General features: G+C 75.5%; 22 protein-coding genes and 1 pseudogene. 11 read left to right on the forward strand and 12 right to left on the reverse strand.

What is annotated here, in order from left to right:
• Nucleotides 1-19 precede the first annotated feature (19 nt).
• The 4 genes from sepX to DMP15_RS26490 all read right to left on the reverse strand — a co-directional run bounded on the left by sepX (nucleotide 20) and on the right by DMP15_RS26490 (nucleotide 4,201).
• Nucleotides 20-1,201, reverse strand: a complete 1,182-nt coding sequence (gene sepX, locus DMP15_RS26475; protein ID WP_357458742.1) for a divisome protein SepX/GlpR — start codon at nucleotides 1,199-1,201, stop codon at nucleotides 20-22.
• Nucleotides 1,202-1,404: 203 nt separating this feature from the next.
• Entirely contained in the window at nucleotides 1,405-2,070 is a 666-nt protein-coding gene (locus DMP15_RS26480; protein ID WP_301549105.1) for a GNAT family N-acetyltransferase, read from the reverse strand.
• Nucleotides 2,071-2,075: 5 nt separating this feature from the next.
• Entirely contained in the window at nucleotides 2,076-3,296 is a 1,221-nt protein-coding gene (gene glp, locus DMP15_RS26485; RefSeq protein WP_337826612.1) for a molybdotransferase-like divisome protein Glp, read from the reverse strand.
• Nucleotides 3,297-3,298: 2 nt separating this feature from the next.
• Nucleotides 3,299-4,201, reverse strand: a complete 903-nt coding sequence (locus DMP15_RS26490) for a UTP--glucose-1-phosphate uridylyltransferase (RefSeq protein ID WP_100879580.1) — start codon at nucleotides 4,199-4,201, stop codon at nucleotides 3,299-3,301.
• Between the two features lie 36 nt (nucleotides 4,202-4,237).
• Here DMP15_RS26490 and DMP15_RS26495 point away from each other — a divergent pair, with 36 nt between their 5' ends.
• Nucleotides 4,238-4,885 (forward strand): 5-formyltetrahydrofolate cyclo-ligase, encoded by a 648-nt coding sequence (locus tag DMP15_RS26495; protein WP_337826613.1) that lies wholly within the window; start codon nucleotides 4,238-4,240, stop codon nucleotides 4,883-4,885.
• Nucleotides 4,886-4,992: 107 nt separating this feature from the next.
• Nucleotides 4,993-5,133, forward strand: a pseudogene (locus DMP15_RS30400) (FmdB family zinc ribbon protein); the annotation flags it as partial.
• Between the two features lie 14 nt (nucleotides 5,134-5,147).
• Here the strand turns inward: DMP15_RS30400 and DMP15_RS30405 are convergent.
• Nucleotides 5,148-5,363 (reverse strand): hypothetical protein, encoded by a 216-nt coding sequence (locus tag DMP15_RS30405; RefSeq protein WP_443217707.1) that lies wholly within the window; start codon nucleotides 5,361-5,363, stop codon nucleotides 5,148-5,150.
• 89 nt (nucleotides 5,364-5,452) lie between these two features.
• Here DMP15_RS30405 and DMP15_RS26505 point away from each other — a divergent pair, with 89 nt between their 5' ends.
• Complete coding sequence (locus DMP15_RS26505; protein ID WP_073577593.1) at nucleotides 5,453-6,103, forward strand: SAF domain-containing protein; 651 nt, start codon at nucleotides 5,453-5,455, stop codon at nucleotides 6,101-6,103.
• A gap of 58 nt (nucleotides 6,104-6,161) precedes the next feature.
• Here the strand turns inward: DMP15_RS26505 and DMP15_RS26510 are convergent, their stop codons facing one another.
• On the reverse strand, nucleotides 6,162-6,329 hold the full coding sequence (locus tag DMP15_RS26510) for a hypothetical protein (protein WP_167379102.1): 168 nt from the start codon (nucleotides 6,327-6,329) through the stop codon (nucleotides 6,162-6,164).
• A gap of 166 nt (nucleotides 6,330-6,495) precedes the next feature.
• Between DMP15_RS26510 and DMP15_RS26515 the strand changes: the two genes are divergently transcribed.
• Nucleotides 6,496-6,915: an antitoxin gene (locus tag DMP15_RS26515; protein ID WP_073577592.1), complete on the forward strand. Its 420-nt coding sequence runs from the start codon at nucleotides 6,496-6,498 to the stop codon at nucleotides 6,913-6,915.
• Nucleotides 6,916-7,001: 86 nt separating this feature from the next.
• On the opposite strand, the gene DMP15_RS26520 is transcribed toward DMP15_RS26515, so the two are convergent.
• The 5 genes from DMP15_RS26520 to DMP15_RS26540 form a co-directional block, all read right to left on the reverse strand.
• Complete coding sequence (locus tag DMP15_RS26520) at nucleotides 7,002-7,493, reverse strand: MogA/MoaB family molybdenum cofactor biosynthesis protein (protein WP_373324192.1); 492 nt, start codon at nucleotides 7,491-7,493, stop codon at nucleotides 7,002-7,004.
• A gap of 224 nt (nucleotides 7,494-7,717) precedes the next feature.
• Nucleotides 7,718-9,478 carry a trypsin-like peptidase domain-containing protein gene (locus DMP15_RS26525; RefSeq protein ID WP_337826614.1) on the reverse strand — a complete coding sequence of 587 codons (1,761 nt, stop codon included), beginning with the start codon at nucleotides 9,476-9,478 and terminating at the stop codon, nucleotides 7,718-7,720.
• 63 nt (nucleotides 9,479-9,541) lie between these two features.
• The gene (locus DMP15_RS26530) at nucleotides 9,542-10,990 is read right to left on the reverse strand and encodes a sensor histidine kinase (protein ID WP_237453421.1); all 1,449 of its coding nucleotides are present in this window, start codon (nucleotides 10,988-10,990) and stop codon (nucleotides 9,542-9,544) included.
• A gap of 5 nt (nucleotides 10,991-10,995) precedes the next feature.
• Complete coding sequence (locus tag DMP15_RS26535; RefSeq protein WP_337826615.1) at nucleotides 10,996-11,691, reverse strand: response regulator transcription factor; 696 nt, start codon at nucleotides 11,689-11,691, stop codon at nucleotides 10,996-10,998.
• 77 nt (nucleotides 11,692-11,768) lie between these two features.
• Nucleotides 11,769-12,617 carry an NAD(P)-dependent oxidoreductase gene (locus tag DMP15_RS26540; protein WP_443217702.1) on the reverse strand — a complete coding sequence of 283 codons (849 nt, stop codon included), beginning with the start codon at nucleotides 12,615-12,617 and terminating at the stop codon, nucleotides 11,769-11,771.
• 143 nt (nucleotides 12,618-12,760) lie between these two features.
• Here DMP15_RS26540 and DMP15_RS26545 point away from each other — a divergent pair, with 143 nt between their 5' ends.
• Nucleotides 12,761-13,465, forward strand: coding sequence for a mycothiol-dependent nitroreductase Rv2466c family protein (locus tag DMP15_RS26545; RefSeq protein WP_073577785.1), 705 nt, complete (start codon nucleotides 12,761-12,763; stop codon nucleotides 13,463-13,465).
• 22 nt (nucleotides 13,466-13,487) lie between these two features.
• The gene (locus tag DMP15_RS26550; RefSeq protein WP_073577589.1) at nucleotides 13,488-14,174 is read left to right on the forward strand and encodes an SGNH/GDSL hydrolase family protein; all 687 of its coding nucleotides are present in this window, start codon (nucleotides 13,488-13,490) and stop codon (nucleotides 14,172-14,174) included.
• A gap of 6 nt (nucleotides 14,175-14,180) precedes the next feature.
• Here the strand turns inward: DMP15_RS26550 and DMP15_RS26555 are convergent, their stop codons facing one another.
• Nucleotides 14,181-15,380: an MFS transporter gene (locus tag DMP15_RS26555; RefSeq protein ID WP_073577588.1), complete on the reverse strand. Its 1,200-nt coding sequence runs from the start codon at nucleotides 15,378-15,380 to the stop codon at nucleotides 14,181-14,183.
• A 139-nt stretch (nucleotides 15,381-15,519) separates the two neighbouring features.
• On the opposite strand from DMP15_RS26555, the gene ppk2 reads away from it, so the two are divergent.
• From ppk2 to DMP15_RS26580, 5 genes are all read left to right on the forward strand, one after another.
• Nucleotides 15,520-16,317, forward strand: a complete 798-nt coding sequence (gene ppk2, locus DMP15_RS26560; RefSeq protein ID WP_073577784.1) for a polyphosphate kinase 2 — start codon at nucleotides 15,520-15,522, stop codon at nucleotides 16,315-16,317.
• A 91-nt stretch (nucleotides 16,318-16,408) separates the two neighbouring features.
• Nucleotides 16,409-17,503, forward strand: coding sequence for an SDR family oxidoreductase (locus DMP15_RS26565; protein ID WP_301549103.1), 1,095 nt, complete (start codon nucleotides 16,409-16,411; stop codon nucleotides 17,501-17,503).
• Nucleotides 17,504-17,528: 25 nt separating this feature from the next.
• Nucleotides 17,529-18,086 (forward strand): TetR/AcrR family transcriptional regulator, encoded by a 558-nt coding sequence (locus DMP15_RS26570; protein WP_073577586.1) that lies wholly within the window; start codon nucleotides 17,529-17,531, stop codon nucleotides 18,084-18,086.
• A gap of 44 nt (nucleotides 18,087-18,130) precedes the next feature.
• Entirely contained in the window at nucleotides 18,131-18,883 is a 753-nt protein-coding gene (locus DMP15_RS26575; RefSeq protein ID WP_073577585.1) for an FkbM family methyltransferase, read from the forward strand.
• Nucleotides 18,884-18,932: 49 nt separating this feature from the next.
• Nucleotides 18,933-21,263: a CDP-alcohol phosphatidyltransferase family protein gene (locus DMP15_RS26580; protein WP_337826616.1), complete on the forward strand. Its 2,331-nt coding sequence runs from the start codon at nucleotides 18,933-18,935 to the stop codon at nucleotides 21,261-21,263.
• Nucleotides 21,264-21,267: the final 4 nt, after the last annotated feature.

Below are 21,267 nucleotides of genomic sequence, written 5' to 3' on the forward strand. Positions count from 1 at the left end.
GAAGAACCCTAACAGACCCCTATTCGCCCACCGCACGCCGGTGGGGGGTGCCCGTGTCGAACTCGTCGGGCTCCTCCTCGGCGTCCACGTCGACCAGCGACGTCCCGGCCGGGACCGGCGGCGGCGGGGCCGCGGCGAGACGCGGGAGCGACGACTCGTGCTCGGTCCCGACGGGCCCCTCGACGGTGCGTCCGCGGGCCGGGAGCACACCCAGCGGCTCGCCGGTGCCGCGGACCCGGGTGGGCTCGCCGTCGTCGGCGGTCCAGTCGTCGTCCTCGTCGGTGCCCGTGGTGACGGTGGCGGCGGTCGCGCGGATCTCGTCGTCGGCCCGCTCCTCGGCGGAGGCGTCGCGGCCGCGGTGGGCCCACTCGTCGAGCTCGGGGTCGTCGGCGGCCGGGGACTGCCGGGTGCCGGCCAGGCGTGCGGCGCGGCGGGCCCGGATGCCCTCCTCGATGCGGACCTGGCGGCGCAGATAGGTCAGGTAGCCGACCAGGCCGGCGCCGACGACACCGGTGACCCACCAGAACACCGTCGAGACCAGCAGCGCGGCCGCGCCGGCGGCGAGCAGCAGGACCAGCAGACCGAGCACGACGCGCTGGCGGAACGCGTACTTGGCGTGCGCGGCCGCGGCGGCGGCCTCGGGGTCGAAGCCCCCGCGGCCGGGGCGGTAGCGGGCCGGCGGGCGGGACCAGCCCTCCTCGTCGAGGCCGTCGACCTCGTCGAGGCCGTCGGCGCCGGTCCCGTGCTCGTCGTCGGCGTCGACGGGCCCGGCGGGCTCATGGTCGTCGTCGGGCCGGGGGTCGCGCTCCCGGTCCGACCGGACCCGCTCGTCGGGATCGGCGTCGTCGTGGCCGACGAGGTGGTCGTCGTGGTCGTCGCCTCCGGGGCCGCGGACGCGGCCCTCGTCGTCGATCTCGGTGTCCTCGACGTCGTCGTAGGCGTACTGGTCGGCCTCGTCGGAGCGCTCACGGGGAGCGGGGACGTCGTCCCGCGCCTCCGCCAGCTCGCCGACCGTGGTCGGACCGGATCGCTGTGTCACAAGAACCTCCGGGTGTCGATGCCGCGCGGGACGTTCCAGCACCCGCCCGGACAGCAGCGCCGGGCTGAGCCGGGCCACTTCCTGCTGGCGCCGGGCGACGGTCGGAACGAGGATCAGCAGCCAGAGCACGACCAGACCCACGAAGATCAGAGAGCTGGGCACGGCTGCCTCCTCCCCCGACCGGCGCAGTCCACCCGGTGGAACGGCCCCGATCCGCGCCACCACCGATCACCGTAATCGGGCGGACCTCCGCACCCGGGTCGCGACGCGCCGTGGTCCCTCGGACGGAGGGTGCGAAACCAGGGACGTGCGGTACACGTGTGACTCCGGTGAGTGATCAGGCGAGGTATGGGCGCTGCGCAGGGTCAGGCCCGCGAGGCGCGTCCGTCCCGCACCAGCCGGGCCGCGAAACCACCCGGCGGGACCTCCTCGGCGGTCACCGCGTAGGCGTAGTGGTCGCGCCAGGCGCCGTCGACGTCGAGGTAGCGCTGCAGCAGTCCCTCGCGGCGCAGCCCGAGCCGGGCGAGCACCGCGATGCTGGCCACGTTCTCCGGGCGGACCGTGGCCTCGACGCGGTGCAGCCGCACCGGGCCGAAACAGTGGTCGAGGACGAGAGCGACGGCCGCGGTGGTGATCCCGCGCCCGCCCAGGGTCGAGTCGAGCCAGTAGCCGACGTAGCCCGACAGCAGCGGCTCCCGCACGACGTTGCCGACCATGACGTGGCCGGCCATCGCCCCGTCGACGGTGATCGCGAACGGCAGCGACAGCCCGCGCCGGGCGGCCCCGCGCAGCAGCCACCAGCGGCCGGGCCACTCCACCCCGGAGTTGCGGCGGGACCACCCGCCGTGGGTCGTCGGCTCCCAGGGACGCAGGAAGTGCTCGTCGCGCACCCGGATCCGGGCCCAGTCACCGCCGTCGCGCAGCCGCACCGGGCGCAGCCCCACCTCGTGCCCGCGCACCCGCAGCGGTCCGAGGACGGCGGGCCAGCCGGGGTGACCGCCGGGCGGTTCGGGGACGGCGGACGGCGGCACGCGGCTCAGTTCCGCCCGCGGGGAACCAGCTCGACGTGCTCACCGACGGTCATCTCGGTCACGTCCTCGTCGATGACCGCCAGCGCGTTGACCTCGGACAGCACCGCCAGCAGGTGGGTGCCCGACACACCGAGCGGCTGGGCGAGCAGCTCGCCGCCGTCGTCGGAGCGCAGCAGCCGCGCCGGGATGTAGGACCGGCGCCCGGCCGGGGAGACGATCGGGGAGGTCAGCCGGGCGGTCCAGGTGCGCCGCATCGGCTCCTGGCCCAGCGCCAGCCGGATCAGCGGCCGGACGAACACCTCGAACAGCACCAGCGCGGTCGCCGGGTGCGACGGGAACAGGAACACCGGCACGGCGTCCGGGCCGAGCCGGCCGTAGCCCTGCGCGGAACCGGGGTGCATCGCGACGCGGGTGTCGTCGATGCCACCGAGGTCGGCCAGCCCGCTCTTGGCCTCGGCCGCGGTCGTCCCGCCGCCCGCACCGCAGACCACGACGATCTCGGACGCCGGCAGCAGGTCCTCGACGGCGCCACGGATCTCCGCGGCGCTGCCGCCGACGGTGCGGGGCCGGTTGGTCTCCGCGCCCGCCTCGCGGGCGGCGGCGACCACGGCGTGCGAGCAGACGTCGGCGACCTGCCCGGACGACGCCGAGCGGCTCACCTCCACCAGCTCGTCGCCGACCGAGACGACCGAGACCCGCGGCCGCGGGTGCACCAGCAGCTTGTCCCGGCCCGCGGCGGCGAGCATCGCGACCTGGGCCGAGCCGACGACGTCGCCCTCGCGGACGGCGACGTCACCGGACTGGACGTCCTCCCCCACCCGGCGCACGAAGCCGGCCGACGGCACGCCGCGGCGGATGGTGAGGCGCGCGGTGCCGCCGTCGGTCCACCCGAGCGGTGCGACGGCGTCGGCGAGGGTCGGCAGCGGCGCTCCCGCCGCGACGCGGACGGCCTGGCCGGGCTGCAGCCGCAGCGGCTGACGCGATCCGGCGGCGATCTCGCCCACCACCGGGACGGTGACCGGGGAGACGTCGGTGGCCCCGGCCACGTCGACGCTGCGCACCGCATAGCCGTCGATCGCGGCCTGGTCGAAGACCGGCAGCGGACGCGCCGCGACGACCTCCTCGGCGCTGCGCAGCCCCTGCGCGTCGGTGATCGCGACGCGCACCGGGGCCGGGCGCACCGCCACGTCCAGGATCCGGGACAGGTGATCGGTGACCGTGCGCACTCTCAGTCCTTCAGTCGCTCGTTCAGCCAGGTCCGCAGGTCCTCGCCGTACTCCGGGTGCTGCAGCATGAAGTCGACGTAGGCCCGCGCGTACCCGGCGGGGTTGCCCAGGTCGTGGCGGCCGCCGCGGTGCACGACGACGTGTACCGGGTGCCCCTCGGAGATCAGCAGCGCGACGGCGTCGGTCAGCTGCAGCTCACCGCCCGCGCCGGGGGTGATCCGGTCCAGCGCGTCGAAGATCGCACGGTCGAGCAGGTAGCGACCGGCCGCGGCGAAGGTCGACGGAGCCTCGTCCGGGGCGGGCTTCTCGACCATCCCGTGGACCTGCTTGACGTCGTCGTCGCCGGTGTCGGAGACCTCGAAGACGCCGTAGGCCGAGATCTGCTCGCGCGGCACGTCGAAGGCGCAGAGGACGCTGCCGCCGTGCTCCTCGCGGACCTGCGCCATGCGGGCGAGGACCCCGGTCGGGAGGACCAGGTCGTCGGGCAGCAGGACGGCGACGGCCTGCTCGTCGTCGGCCAGTGCCGGGCCGGCCTGGGCGACGGCGTGGCCGAGGCCCTTGGGCTCGTACTGGTACACCGAGTCGACCTCGAGCAGGCCGGGAGCGCGGCGGACCTTGTCGGCCAGCTCGCCCTTGCCGCGGCTCTCCAGGGTCTTCACCAGCTCGTCGTCGGTGCGGAAGTAGGCCGCGACCGAGTCCTTGCCGGGGGAGGTCACGATCAGCAGCCGCTGTGCGCCGGCCTCGGCGGCCTCCGCGGCGACCAGCTCGATCCCGGGCGTGTCGACGACGGGGAGCAGCTCCTTCGGCACGGCCTTGGTCGTCGGCAGGAACCGGGTGCCCAGACCCGCCGCCGGGACGACGGCGGTGCGGAAGGCCCCGGTGCCGCTGGACGTCTGCACGCTCATGGTCGGCGAGCCTAGCCACAGCTCTAGCCTGGAGCCGTGACGGCTCGCGCGGAGGACAGGGGTGGATCGTCGCCTGATCAGGGTGGGCGAGCCGCTGACGCCAAGCGGTCACTGCGGCGCACGCTGCTGGCGGCGCGTCGCGGGCGCCCGGTCGCCGACCGGCTGGCGACGACCGCCGCGCTGTCCGCGCACCTGTGCGCGCTCGCCGCCGCGACACCCGGCCCGGTGGCCTGCTACCTGCCGATCGGCACCGAACCCGGCGGTGCGGGACCGGGCGTGCCGTCGCTGCCCGACGCGCTGGTCGCCGCCGGTCACGATGTCCTCGCCCCGGTGGTCCCGGACGCGCCGGGCCCGCTGGACTGGACCGTCTACCGCGGCCCGGACGATCTGGCCCCCGGGCCGCTCGGGGTCGTCGAGCCGACCGGTCCCCGGCTCGGGCCCGCCGCGCTCGCGTCGGCCGGCCTGGTGGTGGTGCCCGCACTGGCCGTCGACCGGCGCGGGCGGCGCCTGGGCCGCGGCGGCGGCTTCTACGACCGGACGCTCGCGCTCGCCGCGCCCGGCGCCCTGCTGGTCGTCCCGCTGCACGACGGCGAGCTGCTCGACGACGTCCCGGCCGAGGACCACGACGTCGCGGTGGGGGCCGCAGTCCTGGCTCGGGACGGGGTGGTGCATCTCTCGCCCTGACCGTGTGGACGGGTCGGAGCGACCGTTGCCTCGGAGTATGCTGGCACTCGTTCTCGCCGAGTGCCAGCCCGCGGGCGGGCACCGCCCCAGTTCGTCCGGAGGATGTTGTGCCGACCTACCAGTACGCATGCACCGCGTGTGACCACCGCTTCGAGGCGGTGCAGTCGTTCTCCGACGACGCCCTCAGCACCTGCCCGAACTGCGGCGGGAAGCTGCGCAAGGTCTTCTCCTCGGTGGGCATCGTGTTCAAGGGCAGCGGCTTCTACCGCACCGACTCCCGCTCGGGCTCGGTGAGCAGCGGGTCCGGGGCCTCGTCCGAGTCGGCGAAGTCCGACAGCTCATCGTCGAGCTCGTCGTCCTCGGACTCCTCGTCCTCGTCGAGCTCCTCGTCCTCCTCGGCCTCCTCGTCGTCGAGCTCCTCGTCGAGCTCGGCCGGCGCGTCGTCCTCGAAGGCCGCCGCTTCCTGATCCGTCCACAACCGGCCGGGTTGTCCACAGGCCGGTGGATCGGCCCGCCACCGGCCGAGTCCCGCCCTAGCGTCGGAACGACGACGGCGGAGGGGCGGCCATGGCGGAGCAGACACAGCGGGCGGACCGCCCGTGGGACCGGCTGCTGCGGCGGCCCTCCTGGTCACGGGCGTTGCTGGCCCGCCGGGTGCTGGCCGCCGCCCTCGCGGTCGCGGCCGTGGTCGTGGCACTGCTCCCCGCCGCAGGTGACGAGCGGGTCCCGGTACTGGTCGCGGCCCGTGACCTCGCCCCCGGCACGGCACTGGGCCCGGCCGACGTCGTCGTGGCCTCCTGGCCGCCCGCTCTCGTCCCCGCCGGCGCCCTGACCGCGCCCGACGCCGTGGCCGGACGGCTGCTCGCCGGACCGGTGACCGCGGGCGAGCCGATCGGCGAGCTGCGGCTGGTCGGGTCCGCGCTCGCCGTCGTCACCGGTGGGCCAGGGGCCTCGGCGGTGCCGCTGCGCCCGGCCGATCCGGCGGTGGCCGCGCTGCTGTCCCCCGGTTCCCGGGTGGACGTCGTGGCGGGCGACCCGGACGGCGCCCGTGTGCTGGCCGCGCGGGCCGGGGTGGTGGCGGTGCTGCCACCCGCCCCCGGGGCCGCCGGGGCGCGGGCGGACCCGGGACCGCTGGTGCTGGTCGCGCTGCCCGAGGCGGAGGCGACCGCGGTGGCCGCCGCGACGCTGGCCGGCGAGGTCACGGTCACCCTGCGCTGAGCCCCGCGCCGTCCCCGCGGTGCGGGCCGCCCTCGGTCTCCGAACGCGCTCCGGCCGGTCAGCCGCCGTGGTGCGGGGGACGGTTCTCGGTGAACCAGCGGTCGGGGTCCGCGGTGTCGCGCTCGTCGGCGGCGCCGTAGTCGGCCCGCTCGTCGGCGGTGGTCGAGGGGTCGTCGCCGAAGATCTCCTCGATCCGTCGGCGCATCCGGTCCGCGGGCTCGCTCATGGCCCCATGGTGCCGTGCGCGGGCGGCGCGGGTGGACACCGATCCCGCGTCACCGTGCCGTGCCGTACTCGCGCCGCCCCACGACGACGCGTCCGGGTGACACCATGGGGTCAGCCGTACGCATCCGCCCGGGCGACCGGGCGACGACAGGAGAGGTGGACCACTCATGGGGTTCCTGGACAAGGCACGCGAGGCGGCCGAGAACGCGATCGAGAAGGCGAAGCCGCACCTGGACAAGGCGATGGAGCAGGCCGGCCCGCACCTGGACAAGGCCAAGGAGAAGGCGGGCCCGCTCGTCGAGAAGGCCGCCGAGAAGGTCGACCAGGCCACCGGCGGCAAGTACTCCGAGCAGATCGGCGGGGTGAAGGGCAAGGTCGAGGGTGCACTCGGGCACACCGGCCCGGCCGCTCCGGGCGCCGGCACGCACGGCGACGCCGTCCCGCCGGTGCCGCCCGCCCCGCCCGGGGGCGACGCATTGGCGCCGCAGGGCAACCCGGCCGCGTCGCAGCAGCCGCCGGCCGTCCCGCCGGTGCCGCCGGAGCGCAAGGACGACGGCGGCGTCCCGCCGGTGCCCCCGGCGAACTGACCCCGATCACGACGAACGGGCCCCGGCTTCCGCCGGGGCCCGTTCCCGTCGCGTGACCGGTCGTGCGACCGAGCCGGCGGGGCCGGTCAGTCGTCGAGGCCGGACAGCTCCGAGATGACGTGCGGGACGAGCGGGGTCAGCGTCGCCATGCCGTCGCGGACGGCGGCGCGGGACGCCGCCAGGTTGACCACCAGCGTGCTGCCCGAGACGCCGACGACCCCACGGGACACCCCGGCGTCGACCGCACCGGCGGCGAGGCCGGAGGCGCGGATGGCCTCGGCGATCCCCGGCACCGGCCGGTCGAGGACACCGGTGGTGGCGTCCGGGGTGACGTCACGGGGCGACACGCCCGTGCCGCCGACGGTCACCACCAGGTCGACGCCGCCGATCACGGCGGTGTTCAGCGCGCTGCGGATGGCCACCACGTCGCCGGGGGCCGAGACCACGCCGTCGACGAGGAAGTGGGCCTCCTCCAGCAGCTCGGTGACCAGCGGCCCGGTGCCGTCGGACCGCTCACCCGCACTGACCCGGTCGTCGACGATCACCACGAGGGCACGGCCGATCTGCGGACCCGACATCTCCATGGCGGTCACCCTAGCGTCGGCCGGGACGCGGCCCGGGGGAGGCCGTGCCGGTGCGGGGAGGGGGGACCGGCACCGACACGACGCTCCGGGCGTATTCGGTGGGGCACCACCGAATACGGGGACACCCCATCACGCCGGTTGTTCACCCGTCAACGACGTGCGGTGCGCGCCACCCACCCGGCCCCGTCCGGTCGGACGGACTGCACCCGGGCAGGCCCTCACTGCTCGCCCAGTGTCACCTCGGCGGTCCGGGTCGCCCCGCCGGCGTCGACGACCTCCAGCTGGACGACGCTGCCCGGCGGCTGCGACCGCACCGCGGCCTGCAGATCGGTGCCGGTGGTGATCCGCTGGTCGCCGAGCCGGGCGACGATCTCCTGCAGGCGCAGTCCGGCCTTCGCGGCCGCGCCGTCCGGGGTGACCTCCTGGATCACCGCGCCGCGCAGCTGGGGGTCGTTGCCGACGGTCACGCCGAGCACGGCGTGCGTGGCCTTGCCGCCGCCGCGCAGCTGGTCGGCGATCCGGCGGGCCTGGTTGATCGGGATGGAGAAGCCGACGCCGATCGAGCCGCCGCCCGGCCCGGCCGTCGCGATGGCGGAGTTGATGCCGACGACCCGGCCGTCGGAGTCCACCAGCGGGCCCCCGGAGTTGCCGGGGTTGATCGCGGCGTCGGTCTGGATCGCGTTCAGCACGGTGTCGCTCGCCCCGGGCGCGCCCGACTCGGCGGGGATGCCGACGGCCCGGTCGACGGCCGAGACGATCCCGGTGGTGACCGACCCGCCGAGCCCGAGCGGCGACCCGAACGCGGTGACCTGCTGACCGACCCGGACGCGGTCGGAGTCGCCGAGCTCGACCGCGCTCAGGCCCGGCAGGTCCGTGCGCACGAGCGCGATGTCGGACTGCGGGTCCTGCCCGACGATCGTCCCGATGGCGGTCCGGCCGTCCTGCAGGACCACGCGCAGCGTGCCGCCCTGGGCGGCCGGGGCGACGACGTGGTTGTTGGTGAGGATCAGACCGTCGTTGCCGACGATCATGCCGGAGCCCTCGCCGCGGTCACCGACGTTGCCCGCGCCGCCGTCGACGCGGATCTGCACGACGGCGGGCAGTACCTTCTCGGCGACGGCCTCGACCGAGCCGGACGGCGCCGTGCCTCCCGACCCGCCTGCGAGGCGCGCGCCGATCAGGCCGCCGAGGGCACCCGCGACCAGCGCGACGAGCAGCCCGGCCGCGAGCAGGACGACACCCCGGCGGCCGCGGCCGGGCGGGCGCCGCGGTGCGGGCGGCGCACCGACCGCCCACGGGGGCGGGGCGGGCTCGCCGGGGGCGGCCGCGCCGGTCGCGTCCGGGTGCGCCGGGAGCTCCCGGGTCCCGTCCGCCGGCACCGGCGTCGTGTCGGTCGAGGTGTCCGAGGCGGCCGCGTCGGGCGTGGCACCGTCGGAGCCCGTGACGGGCGCGTCTGCGGCCGTGGAGCCGGGGCGGGCCCACGGGTTGGCGGGCACGGCCCAGCGGTCGGTGGGCGGATCCTGGGTGGAGACGGCCTCGGTGTCGGGGCCGTGGTCGTGGTGCGGGGTGGCGTCCTCGTCCGCCGGGGTGGCGGCCGACGCTCCGGCCGCGGTCGTCGCGGCGGTCGTGCCGGACCGGGTGGACGCGTCGTCGTCGGCGGTCGCGGGCGTCGTCGCGGACTCCCCGCCCGCGCCGGTCGCGGCGGTGTCCCCGGCCGGGCCGGCCTCGGCGCCGTCCCCGGCGCCCGGCGAGCCGGTGGCCGGAGCGTCGGTGACCCCGTCCGACGCGGACCCGTCGGTGGAGGACCCCGACGAGGACGACCGTGGCCCGTCCTCCTCCGGGGCGGCGTCGCCGGAGGACCCTGCCGGTCCCGCGGTGGCGGCGGGCCCGCCCTCGCGGCCGGCCGCGTCCCCGGAGGCCCCACCGGACGTCCCCGCTCCGGTGCGGGTCGGCTCGTCGGGCGGGTTGTCCTGGGTCATGCGTCCACCGTCCGTCGTCTCCGTCCGTCGTGTCACCGCTGTGTCACGTCGTGTCACACCAGGCTATGGGCTTTCCGGCTCCGCCACGTACCGGCCCGGCAGGGCCATCGAGAGCAGCGCACCGCCCTCCGGGGCGCGCCCGGCCCGCACCTCTCCCCCGTGCCGTGCCGCCGCCTGCGCGACGATCGACAGCCCCAGCCCGGAGCCGGGCATGGTCCGCGAGGTGTCGGCCCGGTAGAAGCGGTCGAACACGTGCGGCAGGTCTTCCGCGGCGATCCCCTCACCCGCGTCCGCCACCTCGATGACCAGCCACTCCGGCGAGATCGGCACCATCGACAGCCGCACCGTGCCGCCGGGCGGGCTCCACTTCACGGCGTTGTCGAGCAGGTTGAGCACGGCCCGTTCGAGGGCGCTGGCGTCGCCGTCGAGGATCCACGGGGTGCGGTGGACGTCGAACTCGACCTCCCCCGCGCGTCGCTTCACCCGGTCCAGGGCGCGGTCGACGATCTCGGTGAGCTCCAGTGCCTCGCTGGTCATGGTCGGGGCGTCGTCGCGGGCGAGCTCGACGAGGTCCCCGACGAGGTGGGACAGCTCCTCGACCTGGGCGCGGACGTCGTCGAGCAGCTCGGTGCGGTCCTGAGCGGGCAGGTCGGGGGTGTCCGGCCGGTCGGCGGAGGCGAGCAGCTCCAGGTTGGTGCGCAGCGAGGTCAGCGGGGTGCGCAGCTCGTGCCCGGCGTCGGCGACGAGCCGGCGCTGCTGTTCCCGCGACGCGGCCAGCGCGCCGAGCATCGTGTTGAACGACTGGGTGAGCCGGGCGAGCTCGTCGGACCCCGAGATGGGGATCGGGCGCAGGTCACCGGTCTTGGCCACGCGTTCGGTCGCCGCGGTCAGCCGCAGCACCGGCCGCAGCCCGGTCCGGGCGACGGCGACCCCGGCGAGCGCGGCCAGCACGACGCCACCCAGCCCGACGATCGGCAGCGCGGTGCCCATCCGGGTCACCACCCGGGTCATCGTGTCGAGCCGCTGGGCCAGCACCAGCGCGCGGCCGTCCCCTGCCCGGACCGCGACGATCCGGTACGGCACGCCGTCGAGCTCGGCGGTGCGGCCCGGCTGGGTCGGCCCGCCCTGGGCGACCTCGATCTCCGGCTCCCCCAGCGGCGGCCGCGACGACTCGTCCGCCGAGGTCGCCACGCCCGAGGAGTAGACGAGCGCGATGTGCAGGTCGGCCGCGCCGAGCACGTCGGGCGGGAGCGCGGCGAGCAGCCGCGGGTCGATCAGGTCGCTCTGCGCCGCGGCGTAGGCGCGCTGGCGCAGCGTCTCGTCCAGCGAGCTGGTGAGGTTCTGGCGCACGACGAGGAACGCGGCGGCGGACACGAGCAGCACCATCGCGGCGGCGACGAGTGCGGCGAGCACCCCGATCCGGGCGCGCAGCGTGAACCGCTCACGGTCCGGCTCGGCCGCGGGCCCGCGGCGCCACCAGCGCTCGGCCCGCTCCTCGTCGGGCGGGAGCAGCTGGGTCACGGCGGGGTGTCCCGCAGGACGTAGCCGACACCGCGCACGGTGTGGATCAGCCGGGGCTCGCCCTCGGCCTCGGTCTTGCGGCGCAGGTAGCCGACGTAGACCTCCAGGGCGTTGCCGCTGGTCGGGAAGTCATAGCCCCACACCTGCTCGAGGATCTGGGCGCGGGTCAGGACCCGGCGCGGGTGCGCGAGCAGCAGCTCCAGCAGGGAGAATTCGGTGCGGGTGAGGCTGATCGGCCGTCCGCCCCGGGACACCTCGCGGGTGTCGGGGTCCAGCGACAGGTCGCCGAAGGTGAGCGCGGGGCTGGTGCCCGCGTCGTCGTCGGTGTCGGGGGTGCGGCGGCGCAGCAGCGCGCGCAGCCGGGCGAGCAGCTCCTCCAGCGCGAACGGCTTGGGCAGGTAGTCGTCGGCGCCGGCGTCGAGCCCGGCGACCCGGTCCGACACCGCGTCGCGGGCGGTGAGCACGAGGATCGGGAGCGCGTCACCGGCGCTGCGCAGCCGCCGGCACACCTCCAGCCCGTCGACGCGCGGCATCATCACGTCCAGGACGAGCGCGTCGGGCCGGTCGGTGAGCATCTTGTCCAGCGCGACCTGGCCGTCCTCGGCGAGGTCGACCTGGTAGCCGTTGAAGGCCAGCGAACGACGCAGCGAGTCACGGACCGCCTTGTCGTCGTCGACCACCAGAATGCGCATGGGCGCCAGTCTCGCCGACGGCTCTGAGAGGAACCTGAGCAGGCCCTGATCAGCGAATGGTGATCAGGGCCCGGTGATCAGGACGCCTTGTAGGCGGCGGCCATGTCGTCGCCGCCGTGCCCGCGCTCCGACGCCCGCCGCAGCCGCTCCCGCACCGCGGACGCGACGTCGAGCCGGGTGCCCGAGGCCTCCGCCGCGGCGACGATCAGGCCCGCGTCCTTGGCCGCGTTGTCGACGGTGAAGCTGGGCGTGAAGTCGTCGTCGAGGATCGCCTTCGCCTTGTTCTGCAGGTAGGGCAGGTCCAGCGGACCGCCGGCGACGGCGTCGAGGAAGGCCTGCGGGTCCACGCCGAGTCCCTGGGCCAGCGCGACCGACTCCCCCGTCGCCGCGGTGATCGCCAGCACCCAGCTGTTGGCGACGAGCTTGAGCCGGCTCGCCTGGGCGGTCGTGTTGTCCTCGGCGACCCAGACGGTCTGCCTCCCGACGGCGTCGAGCACCGGGTCGACGACCGGACGCGCCGCGGGGTCGCCGGCGACGAACACGACGAGCTGCCCGGACTCGGCGGGCGCGCGGGTGCCGAGCACCGGCGCGTCGAGCAGGGTCAGGCCGTGGCGCCCGGCGATCGCGCGGAGCCCGTCGAACGGCTCGACGCCGACGGTGGTCGTCTGCAGCCACACCTGGCCCGGCGCGAGACCGCCGGCGGCCTGCTCCAGGACGGCGGTGACGTCGTCGGCGTCCCCCAGCATCGTCACGACCACGTCGGCGCCGCGCACGGCGTCGGCCGGATCGGTGTGCAGGGCCGCGCCCGCGTCCGCGAGCGGCTGCGCCTTCGCCGCGGTCCGGTTCCAGACCCGCAGGTCCAGCCCGGCCGCGAGGATGTTGTGCCCCATCCCGGCGCCCATGATCCCGGTTCCCAGCAGTGCCACGGTCGTCATGGACCCACCGTAGGTCGATCTCCGTGGGAGCGCCGACGCTCGCCGGGTCGTCGGGTCCGGAGCGGCCCGTCGCGGGTCGGGCCCCGTCGCGCCTGCGCGGCACTGCCGGCACCCCGACCGGGTACCCGGGTGGGATGAGCGACGAACTCGAGTTCTTCTTCGACCCGATCTGCCCGTTCTGCTGGGTCACGTCCCGCTGGGTGGTGGAGGTGGGCCGCCTTCGCGAGCTGGCGGTGCACTGGCGCCCGTTGCCGCTGGCGATGCTGAACGAGGGCATCTCCTACGAGGAGCGGCGGAAGGTCTCGGAGTCCTACCCGGACTCCCACCTCCGCGGCCTGGAGATGCTGCGGGTGATCGCCGCGGCCGAGGCGGTGGCGGGTCCCGAGGTCGTCGGGGACCTCTACACCCGGTTCGGCGAGCTGGTGTGGGACTCCCCCGCACCCGACGGCGAGGGCTTCGACCCGGTCATGCGCGTCATGGCGCAGCAGCGGGACCTGCGTCCGGTGCTGGAGGGCCTCGGCCTGGACCCCGCCCTGGCCGACGCCGCGACGGGCACCGACCTCGACGAGGGCCTCGCCGCGAACGTGGCGGAGGCCCGGCGGCGGTGCGGCGACGACGTCGGCACCCCGATCCTGTCGTTCTCCCCGCCGGACGGGCCGGCCCTGTTCGGGCCGGTGATCGACTCCGTGCCGTTCGGCGAGGACGCGCTGCGGCTGTGGGAGGCGACGTACACCCTCGCCACCTGGCCCGGGTTCGCCGAGCTCAAGCGGAGCCTGCGGTCGTTCCCCGACACCCCGCTGACCTCGCGGATCGCGCACGGGGAGACGACGGTGCGGTGACGATCTCTGCTTCACTGGAGACGTGACCGACGCGGGCGATCTCGGCTTCTCCAACCGGACCGGGCGCCCGCCGGGCCGGGTGATCACCGCGGTGTCCCGGTTCGTGCCCGCGATCCGCCGGGTGCAGCAGCAGATCGAGCCCTACGCCGCGTACTGGGAGCAGCGCAACCGCACCGAGCTCGCCCGGACCGGGCCGGTGTGCGTCGCGCTGGGCGACTCGATGGCCCAGGGCGTCGGCGCGTCGGCCCCGGAGCGCGGCTGGTTCGGGCAGCTGATCCCGCTGCTGCCGGGCTGGCGCACGGTCAACCTGTCCCAGTACGGCGCCCGCGTCGACGACGTCCTCGACGCGCAGCTCCCGGCGGCGCTGCGGCTGCACCCGGACCTGCTGCTGTGCCTGATCGGGTCGAACGACCTGATGCAGCCCAAGCACCAGGAGGGCGTCGGGAGCCGGTACGCGGCCCTGCTCGACCGGCTCCCGCGCGGCACGGTCGTCGGCAACCAGCCGGGCACCTTCGCCGCGGCGGTGCAGGTCAACGGCCTGATCGACGACGCCGTGCGGCGCCGCGGGCTGGTACTGGCCGAGCTGCGGGACCCGCGGACGCGGCACTGGCGCGGCAAGCTCGCCTCCGACCGGTTCCACCCCAACGACCGCGGCTACGCCGCCATCACCGAGGTGTTCGGGGAGGCGCTGCGTCGCGCCGGGTACTGAACCCCGTCACACCGCCGCGGCGGCCGCGCGCGCCCGGGACGCCGCCGTCCGGTCCCCACGCCCGGCCGGCACCGCGACGACCAGCCCGACCACGGCCAGCCCGGCCGCGACGACGTTCGGCGAGGCGTAGCCGTAGCCGGCCGCGATCACCGTGCCGCCCAGGGCGGCCCCGATCGCGTTGGCGACGTTGAACGCGGCCTGGTTGGCCGCCGAGGCCAGGTTCGGCGCGTCACCGGCGCCGCTGATGATCCGCAGCTGCACCGCCGGGACCAGCGCGAACGTCGTCACGGCGAAGGTGAACAGGGCGACGACCGCGGTCGCCTGGTTCTGCAGGGCCGGCACGAACAGCAGCGCGACGACGGCGTCGGCGACGAGTGCGCCGTAGATCGTCGGCATGGTCGCGATGTCGGCCAGGCGGGCGCCGACCAGGTTCCCGACGGTCATGCCGACGCCGAACAACGCGAGCAGCAGCGTGACCTCGGTCGGGGTGAACCCGGCGACCTCGACCAGCATCGGGGTGATGTAGCTGTAGGTGCTGAACAGCGCGGCCCCGCCGACCGTCGCGATCAGCAGCGCCGTCCACACCGGACGGTGGGTGAGGGCGCGCAGCTCGGCGCGCAGGCGCACCGGGGTGGCGTCGCGGACGTCGGGGACGCAGGTGGCGACGGCCAGCGCGGCGACCGCGGCGATCACCCCGACGACGCCGAACACCGGCCGCCACCCGAGCTGCTGGCCGAGCAGGGTCCCGACCGGGACGCCCGCGACGTTGGCCAGGGTCAGCCCGGCGAACATCATCGCCATCGCGCGGGCCCGGCGGTCGGCGCTCACGAGCCCGCCCGCGACGACGGCGCCGATCCCGAAGAAGGCGCCGTGCGGCAGCCCGGCGAGGAACCGGGCGGCGAGTACCGGCAGGTAGCCGGGCACGACGGCGGACAGCACGTTGAACGCGGCGTAGCCGGCCATGAGGCCGATGAGGACGCGCTTGCGCGGGAACCGGTTCGCCGCCGCGACCAGCAGCGGGGCCCCCACGACGACGCCGACCGCGTACGCCGAGATCAGCCGGCCCGCGCCGGGGATGTCGACGGCGAGCCCGCCGGCGACGTCGGGCAGCAGGCCCATGATCACGAACTCGCCGGTGCCGATGGCGAAGGCGCCGACGGCGAGTGCGGCGAGCGCGAAGGCGGGACGGGTGGTGACGGCACGCATCGGGTGCCTCCTCCGGGACGTGGCGGGACAGGGAGGCGGCGTCGTCGTCGCGAATAAACACGCTAGACGAGTAAATGAGCGACGCGCCAGCCCACCGCGCTGTCCGCCACGTCACCCCGCCTTCTGGTTGGCTGTGCCGGTGAGCACCCCGAAGCTGCCGCGCAAGGTCTACGACGCCGAGCTGCTCCGCCTGCAGGGCGAGCTGCTGCAGATGCAGGAGTGGGTCCGGGCGTCGGGCGCACGGGTGGTCGTGGTCTTCGAGGGACGCGACGCCGCGGGCAAGGGCGGGGCGATCCAGCGGGTCACCCAGTACCTCAACCCGCGGTTCACCCGGATCGTCGCACTGCCCGCGCCGACCGAGCGCCAGAAGGGGCAGTGGTACTTCCAGCGCTACATCGAGCAACTGCCCGCGGCCGGCGAGATCGTGCTGATGGACCGGTCCTGGTACAACCGCGCCGGCGTCGAGCGGGTGATGGGGTTCTGCACCGAGACCGAGTACCGCCGCTTCCTGCGCCAGGCGCCGGTGTTCGAGAACATGCTCGTCGAGGACGGCATCCACCTGCGCAAGTACTGGTTCTCGGTCAGCGCCGAGGAGCAGGCGCGGCGGTTCGCCGAGCGGCTGGAGAACCCGCTCAAGCAGTGGAAGCTCTCGCCGATGGACCTCGAGTCGATGACCCGCTGGGACGACTACTCCCGCGCGCGCGACGACATGCTGATCCACACCGACACCGAGCACGCGCCGTGGTGGATCGTCGAGGCCGAACAGAAGCGCAACGCGCGGATCAACATGATCCACCACCTGCTCGGGTCGATCCCCTGGGAGCCGGTGGCGCGACAGGTGCTGACGCTGCCGGACCGGAAGCCGTCGACGGGCTACGAGCGCCCGCCGCGCGAGGTGCAGCGCGACGTGCCCGACCACGCGTCGACGCTGATCTAGGTCACACCCACCCGGGCGGTACGGCCGGTACCGGATAGCGTCCCGACGAGCGACGATGCGGCACGGACGCCGCGCGAGAGGCGGTGCACCCGTGGGTGTCGTGCTGTTCACCGGGTTCCCGGGGTTCCTCGGGTCGGCCCTGCTGCCGCGGACGCTGCGCCGAGCACCCGACGCGCGCGCGGTCGCACTGGTGCAGGCGAAGTTCCTCGACCAGGCCCGCACGACGCTGGCCAGGATCGAGCGCGAGGCGCCGGAGATCGCCGGGCGCACCGACCTCGTGGTCGGGGACATCACCGTCGACGGACTGGGACTGGAACGGGCCGAGCGCGAGCGCCTGCTCGGCGGACCGCTGGAGATCTTCCACCTGGCCGCGGTCTACGACCTCTCGGTGCCGGCGGACGTCGCCTGGCGGGTGAACGTCGAGGGCACCCGGCACGTCGTGCGGTTCGCCGAGGCCGCGTCGCAGCTGGCCCGGCTGCAGTACGTGTCGACCTGCTACGTCTCGGGCCGCTACGACGGCATCTTCTCCGAGACCGACCTGGAGCTCGGCCAGCCCTTCGCCAACCACTACGACCACACCAAGCACGAGGCCGAGCGCGTCGTGGCGAAGGCCCGCGACGCCGGCCTGCCGGTGTCGGTCTACCGGCCCTCGGTCGTCGTCGGGGACTCGGTGACCGGTGCGACGCAGAAGTTCGACGGCCCCTACTACCTGCTCCAGCTGCTGGCCCGGCAGGGCCGGACGGCGTTCGCGCCGCTCCCCCGCGCCGCGTCGCGGACCCGGTTCAACCTGGTGCCCTCGGACTACGTCGTCGACGGGATCGCCGCGCTGGCCGGGCACGGCCCGGCGGTGAACCGGACGTTCGCGCTGGCCCAGCCGGCCCCGCCGACGGTGACCGAGATGTGCGAGGTCTTCGCCGACCGGCTCGGCAAGCAGCTGCGCGTGGTGCCGATGCCGGTCGGGCTCGCCGCGTTCTCCATCGACCACGTACCCGGCGTCGGACGGCTGTTCCAGGTCCCGTCGAGCACGCTGGAGTACCTGACCCACCCGTCGCACTACGACACCGACGCGACGACGGCGATGCTCGGCGGGCTCGGCGTCCACTGCCCGTCGTTCGCCGGGCACGTCGACGCGATGGTCCGCTTCTTCAGCGCGAATCCGCAGGTCGGAACGGCTGCGATGGTCTGACGCCGAGAGGTCTACCGTCTCCGGCGTGGCCATCGAGCGGAACGACGTGCTCCTCGCGGCCGCGACCGTGCTCGTGCAGAACCCGGCCGCGTCGATGTCGGAGATCGCGACCGGCGCCGGCATCAGCCGGGCGACCCTGCACCGGCTCGTCGACGGCCGGGAGGCCCTGCTCTCCGAGCTCAGCGAGATGGGCGTGGAGCGCGGGATCGCCGCGATCCGGGAGGCCCGGACCGACGAGGGCGACCCGATCGAGGCGGTGCGCCGGGTCATCGTCGGCCTGCTGCCCTCGGTGGACCTGTGGGTGCTCGCCGAGCGCATCCAGTCCAGCGACGAGGTCCTGGCCCGCTACGCCGAGATGGACACCCTGCTCGTCGAGCTGTTCCGGCGCGGCCAGCGGAGCGGGGCCTTCTGCGTGACCCAGTCCGCGACGTGGATGACCGAGGCGCTCTACGCCCTGCTGACCCGGGCGGTGCTCGCCGCGCACGACGGCAGGCTCGGCCGGCAGGAGATCGCCGGGGTCACCGAGCGGACGCTGCTGGCCGGGGTCGTGGAGACCGCCGGCCGCAGCCCGGACACCCCCTGACCGTCGAGTCCGTTTCCTCCTCGTTCGTCCACTACGCTCGGGGCGTGCTCACCCGTGCCTCCGGCATCGCCCGCTCGCTCGCGACCTACCACGGGATCCCGGGCCGGCAGCGCCGGATGCGCCGCTTCTACTCCGCGTTCCTGCGTCCCGGCGACCTCGCCTTCGACGTCGGCGCGCACGCCGGCAACCGGGTGCGTGCCTGGCGGGCCCTGGGGGCGCGGGTGGTCGCCGTCGAGCCGCAGCCGGACTTCACCCGACTGCTGCGCCTGTTCTTCGGCCGCGACGACGCCGTGACCGTCCTGCCCCTCGCGCTCGGCGCCGCGGCGGGCACCGCCCGCCTCGGGGTCTCCCGCGCCACCCCCACCGTCTCGACGCTGTCGCAGCGCTGGCGCGACACCGTCGCCGACGACGCCGGGTTCAGCCGGGTGACCTGGGACTCCTCGATCGAGGTGCCGGTCAGCACGCTCGACGCGCTCATCGCTGAGCACGGCGTCCCGGCCTTCTGCAAGATCGACGTCGAGGGCTTCGAGGCCGACGTCCTCGACGGGCTGTCGCGCCCGCTGCCCGCGCTGTCGGTGGAGTACCTGCCCGCCGCACACGACGCGACCCTGGAGTCGCTCGCCCGCATCGAGGCCCTGGGCCGCTACGTCTACCGCTACTCCCCCGTCGAGACGATGACCTGGGACACCTCGGCCGGCGACCGCTGGGTGGACGCCGCCGAGCTCCGCTCCCTGCTCGACCGGCGCCGCCCGCTGGGCCGCTCGGGCGACGTCTACGCCCGCCACGTGCCCGCCTGACCGCACCGCCGGGTCGATCACCGGACAAGTCGGGCATGCTGGACACCTGATGCTCCGGAAGACCAGCGGTACCGCCCCCGTCGCCCTCCAGGTCGCGGCGGGCGCGGCGCTGCTCGCGGCCGTCCTCGCCGTGCTCGTGCCGACGGCCGGGGCCGGTGCCCTGCGGGTCACCGGCGCGGCCGTCGTCGGCGTCGTCGCCGCGGCGCTGCTGCTGCGGGCCGCGCGCCGCGCCGGGGAGCGCACGCTCGGCCCGGCCGGGGTGGTCACGGTGGCCCGGGGGGCGCTCGCCGTGGCGGTCGTCGCGCTGGTCGGGCTGGACGGCGCCGGGACCGTGGCGCTCGTGGCGCTCGTCGGCGTCGCGCTCGCCCTCGACGGCGTCGACGGCCCGGTCGCGCGCCGCACCGGCACGGAGACCGCGCTGGGCGCCCGGTTCGACATGGAGACCGACGCCTTCCTGCTGATGGTGCTGTCGGCGCACGTCGCGGCGACGACCGGGCAGTGGTGGGTCACCGCGCTGGGCCTGCTGCGCTACGCCTTCGTCGCCGCCGGGCGGGTCGCCCCGTGGCTGCGCGGCGAGCTCCCGCCGCGCTACTCGGCCAAGGTCGTCGCCGCCCTGCAGGGGATCGTGCTCGTGGTGACCGCGGCCGGGGTGTTGCCCGACGCCGTCGCGCTCACCGCGGTCGGGACGGCGCTGGCTGCGCTGGTGTGGTCGTTCGGCGTGTCGGTGGTGCAGCTGTGGCGGGCCGCCGACCGGCACCCGTTCCACGCCCGACGGGCCGGGGCCGCGCTGCTCACCACGCTCTGTCTCGCGCTCGTCGGCGGGATCCTGGTGCTGCCCGCCGACCCGGTCGCCCTCGACCCGGCCGGGCTGCTGCGGCTGCCGATCGAGGCGGTCCTCGGGGCCGCGGTGCTCGCGCTGCTGCCCGGGCGGGCCCGGTGGGTCGCCGCCGCCCTGGCCGGGGCGCTGCTCGCCGCGCTCGGGCTGCTCAAGCTGGCCGACATCGGGTTCCTCACCTTCCAGGGCCGCCGGTTCGACGCCGTGTCCGACTGGTCGCTGCTGGGCAACGCGCACGACTTCCTGCAGGGCACCGCCGGCGCCGCCGGGACGGCGGTCGTGGTGCTCGCCGCCGTCGTCGCGGTGGGCCTGGTCGTGGCGACGGCCGCCGCGGCCGTCCGGCTCGGACGGCTCGCGGCCCGGCACCGGCGGGCCACCGTCGGCGTCGCCGCGCTGCTGGCCGCGGCCTGGCTGGTCGTGGGCACGGTCGCCGACGCCCGCCTGGTCCCCGGGGTGCCGGTGGCCGCCGCCGACGGCGTCGCCGAGGTCGCGCACCGTGCCCAGCAGGTCCCCGAGACGCTGCGGGAGCGCCGCGAGCTCACCGAGAGCCTGGCCCGCGACGGCTGGGACGACGCCCAGCCCGACGCGCTGCTGTCCGCGCTGCGCGGCAAGGACGTCGTGATCACCTTCGTGGAGAGCTACGGCCGCAATGCCCAGAACGCCCCCGCGATGGCGCCCCGGATCCGGCCGGTCCTCGCCGAGGCCGACGCCCGCCTCACCGCGGCCGGGTACGGCGCGCGCAGCGGCGTGCTCACCGCACCGATCAACGGCGGCGGCAGCTGGCTCGCCCACGCGACGCTGTTCTCCGGGCTCTCCATCGCCGACCAGGGCGCGCACGACCGGCTCACCGCGTCCGACCGGCTGACGCTGCCCCGCGCGTTCCGCGACGCCGGGTGGGAGACCACCGTGATCACCCCGGCGACGACGCGGGAGTGGCCCGAGGCAGCGTTCTTCGGCCACCAGCGGGTGTACGCCGGCGACGACCTCGGCTACGCCGGCCCGCCGTTCAGCTGGTCCCCGATGCCCGACCAGTACACCCTCGACGCGTTCTCCCGGCTCGAGCTCGACCGCCCCGACCGGGGCCCGGTGCTCGGCACCGTGGTGCTGACCTCCAGCCACGCGCCGTGGTCGCCGGTGCCGCCGCTGCTGGACCCGGCCGGGATCGGCGACGGCGCCGTCTACGGGCCGTACGCCGGCGGCCAGCAGTCCTACGACACGATCTTCTCCCTGGACCGGGAGACGCTGCGCGGGGACTACCTGACCTCGCTGGAGTACGCGCTGCGCAGCGCCACCGGCTGGGTCGCCGACCGCCCGGAGGGCGACCGGGACCTCGTCGTCCTGATGCTGGGCGACCACGAGCCCGGCGCGACGGTGTCCGGGCCCGGCGCGGGCTCCGACGTCCCCGTCTCGGTCATCACCCGCGACACCGACGTGCTGGACCGGATCGACGACTGGGGCTGGACGCCCGGGCTGCTCCCGCCGCCGGACGCGCCGCCGTGGCTGATGGCCGAGTTCCGGGACCGCTTCCTGGCCGCGTTCTCGTGACCGG

The sequence above is a fragment of the Pseudonocardia sp. UM4_GMWB1 genome, assembly GCF_017312155.1.
In the GTDB taxonomy this organism is placed as follows: Bacteria; Actinomycetota; Actinomycetes; order Mycobacteriales; family Pseudonocardiaceae; genus Pseudonocardia; species Pseudonocardia alni.

Bases quoted from the DNA above. Each gene is read 5' to 3' on its own strand.
- DMP15_RS26505 (WP_073577593.1), top strand. From the start codon at position 5,453: ATGGCGGAGCAGACACAGCGGGCGGACCGCCCGTGGGACCGGCTGCTG.
- DMP15_RS26535 (WP_337826615.1), bottom strand. From the start codon at position 11,691: ATGCGCATTCTGGTGGTCGACGACGACAAGGCGGTCCGTGACTCGCTG.
- DMP15_RS26520 (WP_373324192.1), bottom strand. From the start codon at position 7,493: ATGTCGGGTCCGCAGATCGGCCGTGCCCTCGTGGTGATCGTCGACGAC.
- DMP15_RS26545 (WP_073577785.1), top strand. From the start codon at position 12,761: ATGAGCGACGAACTCGAGTTCTTCTTCGACCCGATCTGCCCGTTCTGC.
- DMP15_RS26555 (WP_073577588.1), bottom strand. From the start codon at position 15,380: ATGCGTGCCGTCACCACCCGTCCCGCCTTCGCGCTCGCCGCACTCGCC.
- DMP15_RS26525 (WP_337826614.1), bottom strand. From the start codon at position 9,478: ATGACCCAGGACAACCCGCCCGACGAGCCGACCCGCACCGGAGCGGGG.
- DMP15_RS26580 (WP_337826616.1), top strand. From the start codon at position 18,933: ATGCTCCGGAAGACCAGCGGTACCGCCCCCGTCGCCCTCCAGGTCGCG.
- DMP15_RS26515 (WP_073577592.1), top strand. From the start codon at position 6,496: ATGGGGTTCCTGGACAAGGCACGCGAGGCGGCCGAGAACGCGATCGAG.
- DMP15_RS26510 (WP_167379102.1), bottom strand. From the start codon at position 6,329: ATGAGCGAGCCCGCGGACCGGATGCGCCGACGGATCGAGGAGATCTTC.
- DMP15_RS26490 (WP_100879580.1), bottom strand. From the start codon at position 4,201: ATGAGCGTGCAGACGTCCAGCGGCACCGGGGCCTTCCGCACCGCCGTC.